Origin of the sequence: Bradyrhizobium sp. INPA03-11B (genome assembly GCF_040446015.1) — a bacterium.
Lineage (GTDB): Bacteria > Pseudomonadota > Alphaproteobacteria > Rhizobiales > Xanthobacteraceae > Bradyrhizobium > Bradyrhizobium macuxiense_A.
In genome coordinates this window covers 1-18,752 of record NZ_JASGSR010000143.1, presented here as the reverse complement: position 1 = coordinate 18,752, position 18,752 = coordinate 1, and the positions used below count along the sequence as shown (strand labels likewise).

Annotated in this window: 20 protein-coding genes and 1 riboswitch; of the genes, 12 read left to right on the top strand and 8 right to left on the bottom strand. The window is 63.9% G+C overall.

Features of this window, described 5'->3' with window-relative positions; genetic code table 11:
- Positions 1-367: 367 nt before the first annotated feature.
- Entirely contained in the window at positions 368-1,582 is a 1,215-nt protein-coding gene (locus QMZ05_RS35625; protein ID WP_050629935.1) for an ABC transporter substrate-binding protein, read from the top strand.
- 130 nt (positions 1,583-1,712) lie between these two features.
- Here the strand turns inward: QMZ05_RS35625 and QMZ05_RS35620 are convergent, their stop codons facing one another.
- Together QMZ05_RS35620 and QMZ05_RS35615 are read right to left on the bottom strand one after the other, a co-directional pair.
- Positions 1,713-1,865 carry a hypothetical protein gene (locus QMZ05_RS35620; protein ID WP_353705000.1) on the bottom strand — a complete coding sequence of 51 codons (153 nt, stop codon included), beginning with the start codon at positions 1,863-1,865 and terminating at the stop codon, positions 1,713-1,715.
- A 124-nt stretch (positions 1,866-1,989) separates the two neighbouring features.
- On the bottom strand, positions 1,990-2,277 hold the full coding sequence (locus QMZ05_RS35615; protein WP_353704999.1) for a hypothetical protein: 288 nt from the start codon (positions 2,275-2,277) through the stop codon (positions 1,990-1,992).
- A gap of 375 nt (positions 2,278-2,652) precedes the next feature.
- Between QMZ05_RS35615 and QMZ05_RS35610 the strand changes: the two genes are divergently transcribed.
- Positions 2,653-4,047, top strand: a complete 1,395-nt coding sequence (locus QMZ05_RS35610; protein WP_353704998.1) for a glycerophosphodiester phosphodiesterase family protein — start codon at positions 2,653-2,655, stop codon at positions 4,045-4,047.
- An 87-nt stretch (positions 4,048-4,134) separates the two neighbouring features.
- Here the strand turns inward: QMZ05_RS35610 and QMZ05_RS35605 are convergent, their stop codons facing one another.
- Positions 4,135-4,686, bottom strand: coding sequence for a PRC-barrel domain-containing protein (locus tag QMZ05_RS35605; RefSeq protein ID WP_353704997.1), 552 nt, complete (start codon positions 4,684-4,686; stop codon positions 4,135-4,137).
- A gap of 360 nt (positions 4,687-5,046) precedes the next feature.
- Positions 5,047-5,424, bottom strand: a complete 378-nt coding sequence (locus QMZ05_RS35600; protein WP_353704996.1) for a PRC-barrel domain-containing protein — start codon at positions 5,422-5,424, stop codon at positions 5,047-5,049.
- Between the two features lie 285 nt (positions 5,425-5,709).
- Between QMZ05_RS35600 and QMZ05_RS35595 the strand changes: the two genes are divergently transcribed.
- Both QMZ05_RS35595 and QMZ05_RS35590 read left to right on the top strand, forming a co-directional pair.
- On the top strand, positions 5,710-6,447 hold the full coding sequence (locus QMZ05_RS35595; protein WP_021079973.1) for a response regulator: 738 nt from the start codon (positions 5,710-5,712) through the stop codon (positions 6,445-6,447).
- A 2-nt stretch (positions 6,448-6,449) separates the two neighbouring features.
- Positions 6,450-7,805 carry an ATP-binding protein gene (locus QMZ05_RS35590; protein WP_353704995.1) on the top strand — a complete coding sequence of 452 codons (1,356 nt, stop codon included), beginning with the start codon at positions 6,450-6,452 and terminating at the stop codon, positions 7,803-7,805.
- A 61-nt stretch (positions 7,806-7,866) separates the two neighbouring features.
- On the opposite strand, the gene QMZ05_RS35585 is transcribed toward QMZ05_RS35590, so the two are convergent.
- Entirely contained in the window at positions 7,867-8,061 is a 195-nt protein-coding gene (locus tag QMZ05_RS35585) for a hypothetical protein (protein ID WP_353704994.1), read from the bottom strand.
- A gap of 378 nt (positions 8,062-8,439) precedes the next feature.
- On the opposite strand from QMZ05_RS35585, the gene QMZ05_RS35580 reads away from it, so the two are divergent.
- The 7 genes from QMZ05_RS35580 to QMZ05_RS35550 all read left to right on the top strand — a co-directional run bounded on the left by QMZ05_RS35580 (position 8,440) and on the right by QMZ05_RS35550 (position 14,859).
- On the top strand, positions 8,440-8,967 hold the full coding sequence (locus QMZ05_RS35580) for a lytic transglycosylase domain-containing protein (RefSeq protein ID WP_353704993.1): 528 nt from the start codon (positions 8,440-8,442) through the stop codon (positions 8,965-8,967).
- Positions 8,968-9,040: 73 nt separating this feature from the next.
- A riboswitch (TPP riboswitch) is annotated at positions 9,041-9,182 on the top strand.
- A complete protein-coding gene (locus QMZ05_RS35575; protein WP_353704992.1) occupies positions 9,170-10,183 on the top strand; it encodes an FAD-dependent oxidoreductase in 1,014 nt (337 codons plus the stop codon). Its footprint overlaps the riboswitch before it by 13 nt.
- Positions 10,174-10,371 (top strand): sulfur carrier protein ThiS, encoded by a 198-nt coding sequence (thiS, locus tag QMZ05_RS35570; RefSeq protein WP_279707074.1) that lies wholly within the window; start codon positions 10,174-10,176, stop codon positions 10,369-10,371. Before QMZ05_RS35575 ends, thiS begins: the two co-directional genes overlap by 10 nt.
- Positions 10,372-10,537: 166 nt before the next feature.
- Positions 10,538-11,320: a thiazole synthase gene (locus QMZ05_RS35565; protein WP_353704991.1), complete on the top strand. Its 783-nt coding sequence runs from the start codon at positions 10,538-10,540 to the stop codon at positions 11,318-11,320.
- Positions 11,307-11,915, top strand: coding sequence for a thiamine phosphate synthase (gene thiE, locus QMZ05_RS35560; protein ID WP_353704990.1), 609 nt, complete (start codon positions 11,307-11,309; stop codon positions 11,913-11,915). Before QMZ05_RS35565 ends, thiE begins: the two co-directional genes overlap by 14 nt.
- A 184-nt stretch (positions 11,916-12,099) precedes the next feature.
- Entirely contained in the window at positions 12,100-13,998 is a 1,899-nt protein-coding gene (gene thiC, locus QMZ05_RS35555) for a phosphomethylpyrimidine synthase ThiC (RefSeq protein WP_353704989.1), read from the top strand.
- A 459-nt stretch (positions 13,999-14,457) separates the two neighbouring features.
- Positions 14,458-14,859: a hypothetical protein gene (locus QMZ05_RS35550; protein ID WP_353704988.1), complete on the top strand. Its 402-nt coding sequence runs from the start codon at positions 14,458-14,460 to the stop codon at positions 14,857-14,859.
- Between the two features lie 106 nt (positions 14,860-14,965).
- Here the strand turns inward: QMZ05_RS35550 and QMZ05_RS35545 are convergent, their stop codons facing one another.
- On the bottom strand, positions 14,966-16,630 hold the full coding sequence (locus tag QMZ05_RS35545; protein WP_353704987.1) for an NAD(P)/FAD-dependent oxidoreductase: 1,665 nt from the start codon (positions 16,628-16,630) through the stop codon (positions 14,966-14,968).
- A gap of 156 nt (positions 16,631-16,786) precedes the next feature.
- Here QMZ05_RS35545 and QMZ05_RS35540 point away from each other — a divergent pair, with 156 nt between their 5' ends.
- Positions 16,787-17,182, top strand: a complete 396-nt coding sequence (locus QMZ05_RS35540; RefSeq protein ID WP_353704986.1) for a hypothetical protein — start codon at positions 16,787-16,789, stop codon at positions 17,180-17,182.
- 305 nt (positions 17,183-17,487) lie between these two features.
- Here the strand turns inward: QMZ05_RS35540 and QMZ05_RS35535 are convergent, their stop codons facing one another.
- Entirely contained in the window at positions 17,488-18,033 is a 546-nt protein-coding gene (locus QMZ05_RS35535) for a phosphohydrolase (protein WP_353705001.1), read from the bottom strand.
- 140 nt (positions 18,034-18,173) lie between these two features.
- Positions 18,174-18,467: a hypothetical protein gene (locus QMZ05_RS35530; protein WP_353704985.1), complete on the bottom strand. Its 294-nt coding sequence runs from the start codon at positions 18,465-18,467 to the stop codon at positions 18,174-18,176.
- Between the last annotated feature and the right edge of the window lie 285 nt (positions 18,468-18,752).

Here is an 18,752-nt window from a genome sequence, read left to right as displayed (position 1 = left end):
CCCCCCCCCCCCCCCCCCCCCCCCCCCCCCCCCCCCCCCCCCCCCCCCCCCTTTACACGCACAAGACGGCATACGAGATTGCTGGACATGTCTCGTGGGCTCGGAGATGTGTATAAGAGACAGCTCTCCACGAGTCATATTGTGAGAGAACCCCACCCGGCGCTGCGCGCCGACCTCCCCCGCAAGCGGGAGAGGTGCACTAAAGCCGTCGCTCGACCCAGCTCATCCAACTCGTCCCGCGCCCCTCGCCGATCCCGGCGTTCCATCCGCCGCATGCCCAAAAAGTCGTCTTTGCGACAGGTTGCCGCACCGGATAGAAGGTGCCCGTGGAAGCAATCTTCGACGAAAAATCAGGGAGAGAAACACGATGAAATCGCTCTTGGCCGCAGCGGCGGCCAGCCTCGCGCTTGCGGCCTCCGGCACCGCGGCCAACGCCCAGATCTCCGACGACGTCGTCAAGCTCGGCGTGCTCACCGACATGTCGAGCCTCTATGCGGACGCCACCGGCAAGGGCTCGGTCGCCGCGGTCGAGATGGCGGTCGCCGATTACGGCGGCAAGGTGAAGGGCAAGCCGATCCAGGTCGTCGTGGCCGATCATCAAAACAAGCCCGACGTCGGCGTCAGCATCGCGCGCAACTGGTACGACAACGACAAGGTCGATGCGATCCTCGACGTGCCGACCTCGTCGGTCGCGCTGCCGATCTCGGCGCTGACGCGCGAGAAGAACAAGATCCACATCAATTCCGGCGGCGGCTCATCCGACATCACCGGCACCGCCTGCTCGCCCAACACCGTGCACTGGACCTACGACACCTACGCGCTGTCGAACGTCGCCGGCAAGGCGATGGTCAAGCGCGGCGAGGACACCTGGTTCTTCGTCACCGCCGACTACGCCTTCGGCATGGCGCTGGAGCGCGACGCCGCCAACGTCGTCAAGGAGACCGGCGGCAAGGTGCTGGGCGACGTGCGCCATCCGCTCAACTCGTCGGACTTCTCGTCCTTCCTGCTGCAGGCGCAGGCCTCCAAGGCCAAGGTCGTGGCGCTGGCCAATGCCGGCGGCGACACCACCACCGCGCTGAAGCAGGCCGCCGAGTTCGGCCTGACCCAGGGCGGCCAGAAGCTGATCGCGCTGCTGATGGAGATCACCGACACCCACGCACTGGGTCTGAAGGCGACGCAGGGCCTGATCGTCACCGACGCTTTCTACTGGGACATGAACGACGAGACCCGCGCCTTCTCGAAGCGCTTCAACGAGAAGGTCGGCCACATGCCGACCATGATCCAAGCCGGCCTCTACTCGGCGACCATGCATTACCTGAAGGCGATCGAGGCGATCGGCACCGACGAAGCGCCGAAGGTGATGGAGCAGATGCGCAAGACGCCGATCAACGACTTCTTCGCCAAGAACGGCCATATCCGCATCGACGGCCGCATGGTGCACGACATGTATCTGTTCGAAACCAAGAAGCCCGAGGAATCCAAGAACGAGTGGGATCTCTACAAGCTGATCGCCACGGTGCCCGGCGACGAAGCGTTCCGCCCGCTCGACAAGGGCGGCTGCCCACTGGTGAAGTCGAACTGACACACGCCGCGAAGAACCGGCCGGGTCCGCTGAATGCGCGCCCACCAGGAGCCAATGAAAACGCGCCCGGCCACACCGGGCGCGTTTTTCATGTCGCGACAGGCATCGATGATTGCGTCGTCAGCCGGCGCTATTCCGCATTCGCGCTCGGGATCATCCAGGTCGAATAGGTTTGCCAGACGCCATCGCCAAGATTGCGCTGATAGGCGATGAAATCAGCGTGGTCGCCGTGCACCAGTTCGTAGCGATAGTACCTTGAGAGGTCGTCGATCTGCTTGGTCATGGAACGTCTCCGTCATAAGGGAAAGTCCTGTATTTCGACGTAGTCGGCGCGCGCCCATCGTCAATAGTATGACGTAGATCATTCAATCACAGGCGCGCGATCCGCATCCGATTGGGCGGCTGCTTCAGCGCCCGGCACGATGCGAACTGTGCCGCGGCAGGCGAACGACGCCGATGCCGCTCTCTTCCGCCTGAAGCCTCTGCAGCACCGCCGGCGGCTCCAGCACGAGCTTGGCCGCGGGCGTCGGCGCGCCGTTGTTGAGCACGTCGCGATACGGATAGAGCGCCTGGAAGGCGGCCGGCTCGGAGATCGCGGCCTGGGCCGAGGCCGCCGTCGCCGTGATGGCCGACAGCGCCGCAGCCAGCGCGATGGTTTTGAACGTCCTTGCGAAATGGGAAATCCTGGTGGTCATGGGTAACGCTCCCGCGATTTACATCGCATACGATTAATTCGCTCGCGCCTGATAAAGGCATGGCGCGGCCGGCCTTCAAGTATCCCGATTTAATCGGATGCGATTTATTCGAGCGCGGGGCTTCAACTATCCGTGTGATCGGCGGGCCATGCGCGGCCGGCAAGGCCGGTTTGTTCGCGCGGTCGGCCCTTTCGGAAATGCTTCCGGTGGACTGCGAAGGACTGACCGGCGACAAACGCCCGAGTAATACGCGCGTGCGCGACCGTGGCAGTCATCGGACTGTCAGGAGACTAAGACAAGAAGACGACTACGTCGGCCGCGTTCGGCTCGGCACTATGGCATCGCCCGATGCCAGACAGAGATGGAGGCGAGCCCGTGAAGCAGATTCGTTCAGGACGGAAACTACACATTAGAGCGATGCTGCTCGGTGGGGCCTTGGCGGTGCTGCTGCCGTCGATGGCGTCGGCGCAAACCGGCTCGGCGCCATCAGGCGCCAAACCCTTCCTCACCGTCGACGGCAAGCAGCCGCTCGTCATCGGACATCGCGGCGTGCCGGGCCTGGTGCCCGAGGAGACCGAAGCATCGTATGAGCTGGCCGCAGACCTCGGAACGGACTCGCTCGAAGAGGACCTGCATCTGACCAAGGATTGCGTGCTGGTGGCGCGGCACAATCCATGGCTCGGCGACAACACCAACGTCGCCGAAGTGGCGAAGACCAACGCCGAGGTTGCGGCCCGCAAGCGCACGGCGCCGGGCGTTCCCGTCAAGGTGAAATGGGCGCAGACGCCGACCAGCGGGCCGGCCGAATATCCGACCGATCTCATCGATCCGGCCGATCCCAAATCGGTGCTGAAAGCGCTGATCGTCGACGGTGACGACCACACCAATGACTGGTCGATCACCGATTTCACCATGGCCGAGCTGAGGCAGTGGATCGCCGGCACCACCTATGATGCGGCCAACGAACGGCCGAAACTGTTCAACGGCAAATTCCCGATCATCAGCTTCCAGGACATCATCGACATCGCCAAGGCCAAGAGCAAGGCGACGGGGCGCTCGATCTCGGTCTATCCGGAAACCAAGAATCCGACCTGGAACAATGCCCAAGCGATCGCCAATGGTTGCGGCGCGCCCGGCAGCCATCCGCTCGAGGATGCCCTGATCAAGATCATCAAGGAGAACGGCCTCAATTCGAAGGACGCGCCCATCATCGTGCAGAGCTTCGAGCCCGGCAGCCTGAAATACATGCGCAGTCACGGCCTGGAGACGCGGCAGGTCCAGCTGATCGACGGCAACGGCGTCGACTTCAAGACCGGCAAGGTACTGCTCAACAATATCGCCAATTCCCGTCCCTACGACTGGACGGTCGCAGGTGACGCCCGCACCTTCGATGCGATGCTGACGCCGGAAGGCCTCGCTGAGATCAAGACCTATGCCGACGGCATCGGTCCGTGGAAGGCCCATATCGTGCCGTACAAGATCTCGCCCTGGAAGGACGCTGGCGCCGACGGCAAGCCCTACAAGGGATCGACGGCGGAGGCCTCGACGCAGGAAGCGACCAGCGTGATTGCCGACGCGCACAAGCTCGGCCTGTTCGTGCACGTCTTCACGTTCCGGGACGAGAAGAAATATCTGGCTGCCGATTATCGCAACGATCCAAGCCTCGAATATCTGAAGTTCTTCCGTCTCGGCGTCGACGGGGTGTTCACGGATTTCACCCACACCGGCGTTGCCGCCCGCGCGGCTTACTTGCGCGAACTCGGCTGGTGAGGCCAGCAGCCGAGCGCAGGCTTGTGGCACAACAAGACGCGCCCGGCATCACCGGGCGCGCTTGTCTTTCACGTGATGCGATCCGCGTTACTCGGTCGAGTATTTGAACTCCGGCATCGCCTTCAGCTCATCCTTGGACGCGTTGAACACCGCGTGGTCGGGATACCAGGGATTGGGCTTCGCCGTCGCCGCCGGCGCCGCGGGCGCAGTACCCGTAGTGCTTGTCGGCGACATCTTGTTGCTGCTGCCGCCGCCGGTGTTCGAGGCGCCGGTATAGGCGATCGGCTCGCTTGAGAACTTCACCTTGTCGAGCGGCACGGCGACCAGATGCTCGCCGACGCCAAGGAAGCCGCCGACACCGATGACGACAGCCTTGATGGTGCCGCCCTTCTCCATCAGCAGATCATTGATCGAGCCGACGCTCTCGTTCTTGTCGTTGTACACGCTGAGGCCGACGACCTTCGACGCGCGCCAGTTGCCCTTGAACTCGGTCGGCGACGTGGAAGACGTCGATGCCGCAGGAGCCGGCGACGCCGCAGGAGACATCTTGTCGCCCTTGTCGGTGGGCGTCTGCGCAAAGGCGACGGTTGCGAGCAGCGCTGTGCCGGCGGCGCCGGCGATGATGGATTTGACCAACATGATGGCTCTCCTCATTTCGCAAAATCGATGCATGGAGAACCCGTCATCTCCGCAACCGTTCCTAACGGAACTGCGGTCAAACGCCGCTTCGGTCTGTGGCAGCGCCGAACGCGCGATGCAGCAGACCGAGCGTGTGGACCTTCCGGCGCACGCAGTGTTGCGCTCCTTGACGAAAGCGACCGTCGCCTCTCAAGTAAGCCGCGGTTGAGCCTCACGACTGCGCCGGACGCGCAGTTCCTGATGTGACGATGTTTGGCTCACTAAGTCGTCCCGGCGAACCGCGCTGCGCAAGTGGACACACGCCCCCCGCAGCCGCGTCATCGATCGACATGCGTCGATCATGCGCGCACCTGACCGCGCTCAGAAGCCGCCCCAATAAGGCGGCACGCCGTAGAAGCGATGCAGCTCGACTTCCTGCGAACGGTCGCCCCAATCGAAATCCTTGTCGGCGCGGAATGACGGCGCGCGCTTCAGCTCATCATCCTCGATGTCGAGCTCGTAGGCCTCGAACTTCGTATTGTACTGCAGCCGGCCCCACGGCAGCGGAATCAGATTGGTTCCGATCCCGAGGAAGCCACCGAAGCTCAGTACTGCGTACGACACCTTGCCCGAGATCTTGTCGATCATCAGCCGCTCGATATGGCCGATCATGTCGCCATTGGCCCGGCGCACCGCCGTCCCCTCAACGCGATCGCTTGCAATGAGCTGATGCGGCCTTGTCCTGACCTCGACAGCCATCTCACCCTCCCTGACCTGAAAGAGAAACAACGCGTCGCCGGGGGAACGGGTTCCGGCCCCGGATACGACAGCCACCCTTCCCTTTCCTGGGCCGGCGGGCGGCTCGGGGCGGAGCCCGGCCCGGGAGAGATCCACCCGTATTTCAACGCATTAGGCTTGATGACGGAACGATAACTTTTCTCCGCACCGCCGACCTGCTAACTCGTTCTGCCGCACAAGATTTCAGACATACACTGAAACAAAATTCCTGAGCCGCTTTCCCCGAATCACGGACAAAAGATCGGTATGACCCAGGCTGCGCCCAATATCCTCGTCGTCGAGGACGACCGCGAAACGCGGTCCCTCATCGCAAAATATCTCCGCACCAATTCCTGTCATGTCACGACCGCCTCGGACGGTCGCGAAATGGCCAAGGCCATGACCGACCACCGCGTCGATCTCCTGGTGCTCGACGTCATGCTGCCCGGCGAGGACGGCCTCAGCCTGTGCCGCAAGGTGCGCGCGGAGTCGCAGACGCCGATCATCATGCTGACCGCGCGCGGCGAGGACGTCGACCGCATCCTCGGCCTCGAGATGGGCGCCGACGACTACCTCGCAAAACCGTTCAACCCGCGCGAGCTGCTGGCCCGGATCAACGCCGTGCTGCGCCGGCAGGCCGCCGCGCGCAATGCCAGCGCGATCGAAGGGGCGACCACGCTGACCTTCCTCGGCTGGCGCATCGACATCCGCCTGCGCGAGCTGCGCAACCCCGAAGGCGCGCGGGTCGCCATGACCAGCGCCGAGTTCGACCTGCTGCGCACCTTTTGCGAACGGCCCGGCCGCGTGCTGTCGCGCGACAGCCTGCTCGACCTGACGCAGGGCCGCAGCGCCGGCTCGTTCGAGCGTTCGATCGACGTGCTGGTCAGCCGCATCCGCCGCAAGATCGAGCCCGACCCGCAGGAAGCCACCATGATCAAGACGGTGCGTTCCGGCGGCTATGTGTTCACTCCGAGGGTGGAGGCGGTTGCCGCCACGAGCAACTGACCATGAAGCTGCTGCGCGTGCTGAGTCTGCGGGGGATCGGCGCCCAGATGGCGGCGCTGGTCGTCGTCTCGATCGTCGCGCTGCACCTGATCATCACCGCCACCTTCCTGATCCATCGCCCTGATAGGCCGGAGCCGTCCGATCGCTGGCACACCCAGCTCGCCGCGGCCGCGCAATTGCTCGGGCATACCCCGGCATCGGAGCGGCCGCGGCTGCAGGCCGACATCATCAGAGCCTTCCCGCAGCTTGCGATCGGCGACTTCAACTCCGATACCGGCGCGCTGACCGAGACCGACCCGCCGAGCCTGCATGCACTGCGCCGGCTCGGCGCCGGCTATCATGTCTACTCCCTGCCCCGCGGGGCGGGCAGCACGCCGCGTGACGGCGAGATCCGCCGCGTCGCGATCCGCTTGCCGGACGGCGCCATGTTCGCCGCCAACCTGATGCCGGATCAGCACATGCGGCCGTTCTGGGGCGGCCCCTGGATGATGACGGTGCTGTTCGCCGTCATCAGCGTCACTTTGCTCGGCCTGTGGGCGGCATGGGCGCTGACCGCGCCGCTGTCGTCCTTCGTCAAGGCCGCCGAGACCTTCAGCCTGAACGGCGCCGCCGCGCCGCTGCCGGAGCGCGGTCCCGAGGAGATCCGCTCGCTGGCAAAGGCGCTGAACCGGATGCGCGAGCGCATCACGGCATTGATCGACGATCGCACCAAGATGCTGGCCGCCATCAGCCACGACCTGCGCACGCCGATCACGCGGATGCGGCTGCGCGCCGAGTTCATCGAGGACGAGACCCATCGCCACCGCATGCTCCGCGACCTCGACCAGATGCGCTCGATGCTGGAGTCGGTGCTGTCGTTCCTGCGCAACGATCGCAAGCTCGAGGAGATGACGCTGGTCGACATCGCGAGCACGCTGCACCTCGTCACCGACCAGTTCGCCGACATGGGACACAAGGTCAGCTACGTGGGACCGCAGCACGCGATGGCGACCGCGCGACCCGCCGACCTGCATCGCAGCATCACCAATCTGGTCGACAATGCCGTGCGCTTCGGCGGCGAAGTCGCCGTCCGCCTCGACGTCAAGCCGGATCGCCTCGTCATCGACATCGAGGACGACGGCCCCGGCATTTCGGACGCGCACAAGGCGAGCGTGCTGGAGCCGTTCGTGCGCGGCGACCAGGCGCGCAACATGGACGAGGCCGAAGGCTTCGGCCTTGGCCTGTCGATCGCCAACGCCATCGTGCTCGCGCATGGCGGCACGCTGTCACTGCACGATCGCAAGCCGCACGGGCTCGTGGTCCGGATCGAATTGCCGGCGCGGCAACAGCTGCAGTTGGCGCGGAAATCCGCGGCCTGATCAGGCTGACCTGATCGGCGATGACGCTGACCGATAACGACGCTGACCGATAGCTAAGGCATCAGGCGGCGAGCGGCGTGAGCTGCGCCGTGTCGTAGATCGCGATCGCCTCGAAGCGGTAATTGCAGGCGCGGCAATTCCACAGGAACGACGTGCGTCCCTCGCAGTGCTCCACCCAATCGGGGCGGGCAATCGGCTTGCCGCATTGCGCGCAGGGATTTTCGCGAGGCATATAGCCTGTGTCCTGACGGACCATGGCGCATCTCCCGAGTGATGTTTTTTTGCGTGCTTTGGACTGGACAGATGTGCTGACTGAACGCGCCCACTCTGTCGTGGGATGAAGTGTAAACCTTCGCTCCGTCGTTTGCACGAAAAACTGTTGTCGATCGCGTGCGGCAAAATCGATCGAGAAAATTAGCGGCCAGAATTTGAGCCGACGACAATTTTCAGTCGAGACGATTGATGCGAACAATTTGAAGCATCTCGCAATCGCGTCGTTCGGCTCACCGCAGGGCCGGACAATCACGGACGCACAACGTTCGCTGATGCGAAGGTTTTGCCACATTCCTGCCCGCTCGCCGTACCAATGAGACCGCAGAACCGACGCGCGTTTGATCACCCCGAGCGACCCGAGATGAAGACCCTCCAGAGCCTTAGCTACCTTGTCGCCGCCATCGCGGTGCTGGCGTTCTGCGGAAGCGCAAGTGCACAATCGCGCGCGCAATATGAGGCGATGGTCGCGGCCGAGGCCCAGGCCAATTTGGTGCCGGTGGAGCTGGTGCATCGCGTCATCGTGCGCGAGAGCAAGTACCATCCGCAGCTGATCGGGCGCGGCGGCACCATCGGGCTGATGCAGATCAAGCTCGGCACCGCGCGCGGGCTCGGCTACACCGGTACCGCCGAGGGTCTGCGCGACCCCGGCACCAACCTCAAATACGGCGTCAAATATCTCGCAGGCGCCTATCGCGCCGCCAATGGCGATCATGACCGAGCCGTGCGTTATTTCGCCGGCGGGTATTACTACGTCGCAAAGCGGCAGCGCGGCGGTCACCTCAAGGAGGCGAAGCATGGCGGCGCCGGTGCACCGCCGAAGGAGCTCGCCAAACAAGAGCAAATGCCGGCCGATGGCGCCGAGCCGCAGCCGGAACAGACTTCCAAATAAGTGCGTCGCGTTCCCTACCTTGGCATACAACTTGGCATACAAGTTGACACATCCGCCCATCCGCCTACATTAGGGGCGTTCCGAGGGGTGCTCCGAAGGAGGAGCTGAGATACCGCAAGCTTGGACTGGCCAGTAGGCGAACAGTCCGGGACCGCGGTGACCCTTTGAACCTGATCCGGGTCATGCCGGCGAAGGGACAGGGATGTATCAGACGTCAAGACCGCGGGGGGATTCCCCCGTCACCATCATCGGCGCAGGCATAACCGGCGCCTGGCATGCGCTATTGCTCGCAGAGGCCGGACGTGCCGTCACCCTGCATGAGCGCAGTGACGCTGGGATGACGGAATCCACAAGCCACTGGGCCGGCGGAATGCTGGCGCCCTGGTGCGAGGAGGAGGCCGCCGAGCCCCTGATCACGCGCCTTGGCATCCGCTCGCTCGACCTGTGGCGGCAGCATCTCCCGGAAACGGCGTTCAACGGCTCGCTGGTGGTGGCGCATCCGCGCGACCGCGCCGATTTCGAGCGCTTTGCCCGCCTCACGTCAGGCCATCGCCGGCTCGATGCCGAGGGCGTTCGCGCGCTCGAGCCGTCGCTCGAGGGCCGCTTCCGCGAGGGCCTGTTCTATCCCGAGGAGGGCCATGTCGAACCGCGCCGCGTGCTGCCACGGCTGCATGCCGCGATCGCCAAGGCCGGCGGCGCCATCAAGTTCGGCAGCGATGCCGAGGCTGATGATCTGGACGGCCTCGTGATCGACTGCCGGGGACTAGCCGCACGCGACCGCGAGCCGAGCCTGCGCGGCGTCAAGGGCGAGATGATCATCATCGAGACATCGGAGGTCGAGCTGACGCGTCCGGTGCGGCTGATCCATCCACGCTGGCCGCTTTACGTGATCCCGCGCGGCGACGGCCGCTTCATGCTGGGTGCGACCTCGATCGAGGCCGAGGACAATGGCGTCAGCGTGCGCTCGGCGCTGGAGCTCTTGGGCGCCGCCTATGTCGTGCATCCGGCGTTCGGCGAGGCACGCATCGTCGAGTTCGGCGCCGGGCTCAGGCCAGCCTTCCCAGACAATCTGCCGAAAATCAGGATCGAGCAGGAACGCATCACGGTGAACGGACTCTACCGTCATGGCTTCCTGCTGGCGCCGGCACTGGCCGAGCTGACGCTCGCCTATCTTTCGCGCGGCGAGATCGACAATGAGGTGATGCAATGCGCGTGATCGTCAACGGCGAGCAACGGGAGATCAACGCAGCCAGCGTCGACGCGCTCTTGGCCGAGCTCGACTACGAGGGCAGCCATTTCGCGATCGCAGTGAATTACGACGTGGTGCCGAAGGGCCGCTGGGCCGAGACCGCGCTGAAAGCCGGCGACGAGATCGAGATCATCACGCCGCGGCAGGGAGGGTGATGATGGCCAGCACGCACTCCCTCCCCGCGTCGTCCCTGCGAAAGCAGGGACCCATACTCCGCGGCCCCTCAATAAGGCACGTGGGGCGACGTTCCCTCCGCCAATTGCCGGTCGTGGTTATGGGTCCCTGCTTTCGCAGGGACGACAGATTGATTTGAGGAGACACATGGTCACCTTCTACGGCAAAACCTTCCCCTCCCGCCTGCTGATCGGCACGGCGCTGTATCCCTCGCCTGCGATCATGCAGAACGCGATCCGCGCGTCCGGCGCCAGCATCGTCACGGTATCGCTCCGCCGCGAAGCCGCGGGCGGCAAGACCGGCGATGCGTTCTGGTCCTTGATCCGCGAGCTCGGCGTCACCGTGCTGCCGAACACCGCCGGCTGCCGCAGCGTGCGCGAGGCGGTGACCACCGCAAAGCTGGCGCGCGAATTGTTCGGCACGCCCTGGATCAAGCTCGAGGTGATCGCCGACAACGACACGCTGCAGCCCGACGTGGTCGGCCTGGTCGAGGCCGCCAGCATCCTGATCAAGGACGGGTTCGAAGTGTTCCCCTATTGCACCGAGGATTTCTCGGTCGCCTCGCGGCTGGTCGAGGCCGGCTGCAAGGTGGTGATGCCGTGGGCCGCGCCGATCGGCAGTGCAAAAGGCATCACCAACCGCGACGCGCTGAAGCTGCTGCGCGATCGCCTGCCCGATATCACGCTGGTGGTCGACGCCGGCCTCGGCGCGCCGTCGCATGCGGCGCAGGCGCTCGAGCTCGGCTATGACGCCGTGCTGCTCAACACCGCCGTGGCAAAAGCCGCCGATCCCGTTGCGATGGCCAACGCCTTCCGCCTCGGCGTCGAGGCCGGCCGCACCGCGTACGAAGCCGGGCTGATGGAAGCCCGCGACTTCGCCTCCCCCTCCACCCCTGTCGTTGGGACCCCGTTCTGGCATGCCGTATCCTGATCCGTTCTACCCCGTCGTCGACAGCATCAAATGGGTCGAGCGACTGACCAAACTCGGCGTCGGCACCATCCAGCTGCGCGCCAAAGAGCTCGACGATTCCGGGGCGTTGCAGATCGTCAGCGACGCGCTCGCGGTGACCAAGGGCACGCCCACGAAACTCGTCGTCAACGACTACTGGCGCGCCGCGATCGTTGCCGGCGCCGAGCATCTGCATCTCGGCCAGGAAGATCTCGCTGAGGCCGACCTCGCCGAGATCCGCAAGGCAAAACTGACGCTCGGCGTCTCCACCCATGACGACACTGAGCTCGCCACCGCGCTCGCCGCCAAGCCCGATTATGTCGCGCTCGGTCCGATCTTCTTCACCACGCTGAAGTCGATGCGGTTCGAGCCGCGGGGCATTCCGAAGATCACCGAGTGGAAGAAGCGGATCGGCTCGATCCCTCTTGTCGCGATCGGCGGCATCAAGTTCGAGCACGCCGCCGAGATCTTCGCCGCCGGTGCCGACTCGATCGCCGTCGTCAGTGACGTCACCCAGAACGCCGACCCCGACGCACGGGTGCGGCAATGGCTCGGCCTCAACGCGGAGGCCGCGTGATGCAAACTCTCGTTCCACACACCCTGCCGTCATCGCCCGGCTTGACCGGGCGATCCAGTACGCCGCGGCTTCTCCGTATCCCATCGCGGCCTCTGGAATACTGGATCCCCGCTTTCGCGGGGATGACAGCGGTAATTGTTTCTCGCGCAGCAATGCCAACGAATTGAAGTAAGGAGGATCCCTCATGAACATCCGCTCCAACCCCGATACCACTCGTCCCGCCGTCACCACCGGCTCGCTGCCCGCCTCGCGCAAGATCTTCGCGACGCCGGCAAGCGCGCCCGATGTCCGCGTGCCGCTGCGCGAGATCATCCTGTCGGAAGGCGCCGGCGAGCCGAACCTGCCGGTCTATGACACGTCGGGCCCCTACACCGATCCGGCCGTCACGATCGACGTCAACTCCGGCCTGCCGCGCAATCGCCTGGCCTGGGTCAAGGAGCGCGGCGGCGTCGAGGAATATGAAGGCCGCACCATCAAGCCGGAGGACAACGGCAATGTCGGCGCATCCCACGCCGCCAAGGCGTTCACCGCACACCACGCGCCGCTGCGCGGGCTCGACGGCCACAAGATCACGCAGCTCGAATTCGCCCGCGCCGGCATCATCACCAAGGAGATGATCTACGTCGCCGAGCGCGAAAACCTCGGCCGCAAGCAGCAGCTCGAGCGCGCGGAAGCCGCCCTTGCCGACGGCGAGAGCTTCGGCGCCTCAGTGCCGGCCTTCATCACCCCGGAATTCGTCCGCGACGAGATCGCGCGCGGCCGCGCCATCATCCCCTCCAACATCAACCATGCCGAGCTCGAGCCGATGATCATCGGCCGCAACTTCCTGACCAAGATCAACGCCAATATCGGCAACTCGGCGGTGACCTCGTCGGTCGAGGAAGAGGTCGACAAGATGGTGTGGGCGATCCGCTGGGGCGCCGACACCGTGATGGATCTCTCTACCGGCCGCAACATCCACACCACCCGCGAATGGATCCTGCGCAACTCGCCGGTGCCGATCGGCACCGTGCCGATCTACCAGGCGCTGGAGAAGTGCGATGGCGATCCCGTCAAGCTGACCTGGGAGCTCTACAAGGACACCCTGATCGAGCAATGCGAACAGGGCGTCGACTATTTCACGATCCACGCCGGCGTGCGCCTCTCCTACATCCACCTCACCGCCAACCGCGTCACCGGCATCGTCTCGCGCGGCGGCTCGATCATGGCGAAGTGGTGCCTCGCGCATCACAAGGAGAGCTTCCTCTACACTCATTTCGACGAGATCTGCGACCTCATGCGCAAGTATGACGTCTCGTTCTCGCTCGGCGACGGCCTGCGTCCCGGCTCGATCGCCGACGCCAACGACCGCGCGCAGTTTGCCGAGCTGGAGACGCTCGGCGAATTGACCAAGATCGCATGGGACAAGGGCTGCCAGGTCATGATCGAGGGCCCCGGCCACGTGCCGATGCACAAGATCAAGATCAACATGGACAAGCAGCTCAAGGAATGCGGCGAGGCGCCGTTCTATACGTTGGGCCCGCTGACCACCGACATCGCGCCGGGCTATGACCACATCACCTCGGGCATTGGCGCGGCGATGATCGGCTGGTTCGGCTGCGCGATGCTCTGCTACGTCACGCCGAAGGAGCATCTGGGTCTTCCCGACCGCAACGACGTCAAGGTCGGCGTCATCACCTACAAGATCGCGGCCCACGCGTCTGACCTGGCCAAGGGCCACCCCGCCGCGCAGCTCCGCGACGATGCGCTCAGCCGTGCTCGGTTCGACTTCCGCTGGCAGGACCAGTTCAACCTCGGCCTCGACCCCGAGACCGCGAAGAACTTCCACGACGAGACCCTGCCGAAGGAAGCCCACAAGGTCGCGCATTTCTGCTCGATGTGCGGCCCGAAATTCTGCTCGATGAAGATCACCCAGGACGTCCGCGACTACGCCGCGACGCTCAACGACCCGACGGGTGTCGGGGCGTCGATGTCAGGCACTATCGAGGACGGCATGGCGACGATGAGCGCCAAGTTCAAGGAGATGGGCGAGAACCTGTATCTCGACGCGGAGAAGGTGAAGGAGAGTAATCGGGTGTTGTGAGGTATCGCCCTCACCGCTCGTCATGCCCGGGCTTGACCCGGGCATCCATCAAAGGACTAAAGGGCGGGCCCTCAAACCTGCCCTTTCTCTTTTCAAGATATCTTGATATCGTTCACTACCAATGATTGCGCAACGCGCTACGGGCGGTTGCGCTTAGCGCACGATTGCGGGGGGATTGCTATTGTTACCAACTAAATTGGACCCGTCGAGCACATTGCTGTTCTTGGGCTCTGGGTTCACCAGCGAAGCAACCAATATTCAGAACGCAAGTCCACCTGTCGGATCTGGACTAGCAAAAGAATTCGAACGCCAGTTAGGAATCGAGTCTGGAGAACTCGATCTGAAGACGTTAGCGACGGAGATGAATTTTAGGACCGACAAAAGTCTTTACCAGACGCTCTACAACCTTTTCACAATTGCAGCTCTCAGCGATTCTCAAGCCGAAATCCTATCTCGCAAATGGCTACGGATAAGCGCGCAGCCGCATCAGCAGGCTTCGAGACATTTCAAATTGATACTTATGCGCTGCGTCTTCTCATGCAACTTGAGGAACGCGACGGCAGTAGTACGGTAACCCGATTTGACGCCATTATGGAGAAGAGCGAACTCGTTCTCACGATGATCGCAAACGAAAATCGTCGCGGCCACGCAATCCAAGTGCTGGACGGCTTCGAACCGTTCGTTCACGCGAGAGGTCGAGCAATGTCTCGGGTAGAACGAAATGCTTTGGTTTTGCAGATCGGTCGGATCGAGAGAAGCCTCGAGAACTTGTTTGCAGAACTCAGGGCCGAGTTTGGCTCGGACTCCATTCGGAAGTCACTCGCCCGAGCTCGCATGCATATTGTTCAATTGCCGCTTTAGCTCTCAAGGTGCAAGCGTATTGGCGCTTGCCTGGAATGGTGAAGAGGAGGACGGATCGTAGCAATCGTGCGTTGAATGAGGATGATATCGCCACTAGGCAAAAGCTCTACACCGTCGAGCCGACCGCCGACGCCCGCACGCCGCGCCCCGCTCCAAACGCAATCTCCTGATACCCCTTCTCCGCCACGCCGTTGATGATCCCCAAGAACTTCGGCGTGCCGCCGTTGTAGACGAAGTAGCGCACCGTGCCCTCCTCGTGGCCGGCGACGTTGGAGTTGTAGCCGGTGAACCAGGACTTGGCTTTGCGCATCAGCATGATCTCGTACATCTTGACGACATGCGCGGTCCAACGCTCCTGCGCCTCTAGCGTTGCGTCGGCGCGGGTCAGGCCGCGGGCCCACATGTATTGCAGCAGGTTGGTGCACCAGTTGACGCCGTTCTCGATGCCGCGCGGGAAGTTTGTCGACGCGGAGGCGCTTTGCGGGCCGGTCGGCATCAGCAGGTTCGGGAAGCCGTGCACGAGCATCCCGAGGAAGGTCGACGGCGCCTGCTTCCATTTGTCGGCGAGTTTCTCGCCGCCGATGCCCCTGATGTCGATCAGGTCGTAGGCGCCGGTGATGGCGTCGAAGCCGGTGGCGTAGACGATGATGTCGAAGTCGTAGTCGCGCGCCGTGGTGCGCAGGCCGGTCTCGGTGACGCGCACCAGCGGCGTCTCGCTGAGATCGACGAGCTGCACATTGTCGCGGTTGTAGGCCTCGAAATACCGCGTCTCCAGCGGCAGGCGCTGCACGCCGAAGCCATGATCCCGCGGGATCAGCTTCTCGGCGACCTTGGGATCGTTGACGCGGCCGCGGATGCGGCCTGCGATATATTCCGACAGCTCCGCGTTGGCGGCTTCATCCATGAAGATCTCGCGAAAATTTGCGAGCCAGATGCCGAAGCCGGGCTCGTCGTAGAGCTTGTCCCACGTCTTCAGCCGCTCCTCGCGGCTCACTTCGTAGAAGCCGCGCTTGTCGGGGCCGTGCACGAAACTGCCGGGCGTCAGCGCGCAGGCGGCGAAGATCTCGTCATAGCGCGCGCGGATGTCGGCCATTTCAGCGTCCGATATCGCGCTGTTGTTGAGCGGCGCGCTCCAGTTCGGCCGGCGCTGGAACACCGTGAGTTCGCCGACCTTGTCGGCGATCTCGCCGATCAGCTGGATGCCGGTGGCACCGGTGCCGATCACGGCGACCTTTTTGCCGGCGAGATCGACCGGCTCGTGCGGCCAGTAATAGGTGTGGAACGAGCGGCCCTTGAAGTCGTCGATCCCGGGCACGCGCGGCATGGTCGGCGCCGACAGCAGCCCGATCCCCAGCACGACGAAGCGGCAGGTCAGCGTGCGGCCGTCACTGATCTCCAATTGCCAGAGGTCGCGCGCCTCGTCGAACTGCATGGCCTCGACCTTGCAATTGAACTGCATGTGCCGGCGCAGGTCGAACTTGTCGGCGACGTAGTTGAGGTAGCGCAGATTCTCCGGCTGGCCGGAGAAGCGCTCCTTCCAGTGCCACTCGTCGAGCAGCTCGCGCGAGAACGAGAAGCCGTAGGTGTAGCTCTCGGAATCGAAGCGGCAGCCGGGATAGCGGTTCCAGTACCAGGTACCGCCGAGATCGGACGCGGCTTCCAGCACGGTGGCATCGATGCCGAGATCGGCGAGCCGCTTGATCTGGTAGATGCCGGCGACGCCGGCGCCGACCACGATCACCTCGTAATGGGTTTTCGCCTCTCCCGTCATTGTCAGCTCCCAAAATTCTTCTTGATCTGTTGGGCTGGATTACAGACCCTTTTGCCCGATCAGGCAACCGCGCCGCGGCGCGCGCGACTTGCGTTGAGGCGCTGCCTGCACCACATCGATCACTGCAATTCGACGCGCGCAATCCGGACGAGCAGCATGACCGACAATCTCACCGGCGTCTGGGACGGCAGCTATGTGCAGCCAAGCGGCATGGTCACGTTCCTGGCGACGCTGATCGACGCCGGCGGCGCACTCGGCGGCAGCGTGACCGAGCCTTGCGTGATGCCGGGCTGCCCGCTCAGCACCCATAATGCCTCGCTTGCCGGTCACCGCTCCGGCAGCGCGGTCACCTTCGTCAAGCGCTACGAGCCGCCGGGCTATGGCTATGACACCGTCCACTATGAAGGCGCGGTCAATGCCGACGCGACCGAGATCGACGGACGCTGGAGCATCCGCGGCACACGGTTCTCGGGAACGTTCTTGATGGTGCGTTCGACGGGGCCGACGCAAGCGGTGGCGGCGGAAAATGAGATCAAGGAGCCGGTGCGGTAGCGCGTGATGAGATGAATCGCATCGCGGCCGCGACGGCGCTGCGCTCCTCGCCCCGCTCTTGCGGGGAGAGGGTTGGGGTGAGGGGCCGCTTCCGCATATCCGGTGATGGCTGTGCTTGCGGAGGCTCCCCCTCACCCGGAATGCATCTAGCGATGCGTCGTAGCCGAAGCTTCGCTTCGGCGTTCTTGAGAACGGCCGCCGTAGGCGGCCTATGCCTCTCCCCGCACGCGGGGCGAGGTGAAGCGGAGTCTGCTGCTCAAATTCAGAATAGAGTTCTAGCCCAAGCCGGGCACCGACGCGCAGGTTCAGCCGAGCGACGCCAATTCGCGCGCGAGGTTGTCGCGGGTGCGGCGGTCATAGGTCGCGGCAAAACCGGGATCGGGGAAGATCACCGAACGCTCGGCGAAGTGGCGGAGCACCTTGGCGCGCCCGGCGCGATAGCCGGCATCGCCGACGTGGATGAACTCCTGCCGGATCGCCGTGGCATAGGCATCGTAGCGCGCGGGCTCGGCGCCGAGGATGCTGAGATCGATCGAGATCAGGATCGCGCCGAGACGATCGCCGGCCTGCACGTCGTGCGTCTTCGTCAGGCGGATCAGGCGGCCGACCTCACGGCTGATCTCAGCGCGGACATGCCGTTCGGCGAGCTGCGCGCTGAGCTCCTCATTGTCCGGCCGGGTCGGATCGTAGACGACATCGTGCCACCAGATCGCTTCCGAGAGGATCTCGCGCTCGGCTGCCGAGAGGCCGTCGACGCGCGCGAGCGCCGCGAGGCAGTCCTCGATATGCGCGAGGTTGTGATAGTGGCGGCCCGCCGCCGTGTAGGCGGCGACCAATTCGTCGCGGGTCATCGCCGAGGTATAGGACAGGCGCGGCCGCGATGGTAGCCGCACCGATCGCATCGCAGCCGTTCGATGTCTTTGCTGGCAAAGCGAGGCCGGGCGGCCGCGAGGGCCGCCCGGTGTGCTTCAAACCCGCAAGCCTGCGCCGCTCACCGGCTCTGCAGCAACAGGCCGAGCGGCTTGAGCGGGCCGACCGGGATCATCTCAAATCCCAAAATGCCGCCGGCGGCGAGCGGCAGCGCGTTGATGGTCGCCTTGGCCTGCTCGACCGAGTCGACATTCATCAGGAACACCACGCCGGGCTTGTCGTCGCGGAACCAGAATTGCTCGATCTTGCCGTCGAGATAGAGCCGCAGCGTATCCGGCACTTCCTTCGGCATCATCTCCTTGCGCAATTCGTCCGTGATGGGCTTGAGCGCCGATCCGATGGCAAAGACTTTCATGGCAGTTCTCCTGTTGGGTCGAGGGTTGGTGCGAACGAACCGACGCCGCAATCCACGCGCATCCAGAGGCGAAAACGACAGTATTGATGTCATTTACGCCAGTGACGACGCTCAACCTCCGTTGACAAAAATGAATTTTTGCCAGTAGCTTAGCTGGATATCTCAACCGACGGCGATGCAGCCCGGTTCGTTCACTGGCACAGGCTTAGCCCAGCACCGTCCGTGCGACGATTGTCGTCAACGACAACTTTGAAGGCATTTGCGCCAATGGACATCGCGATCCTC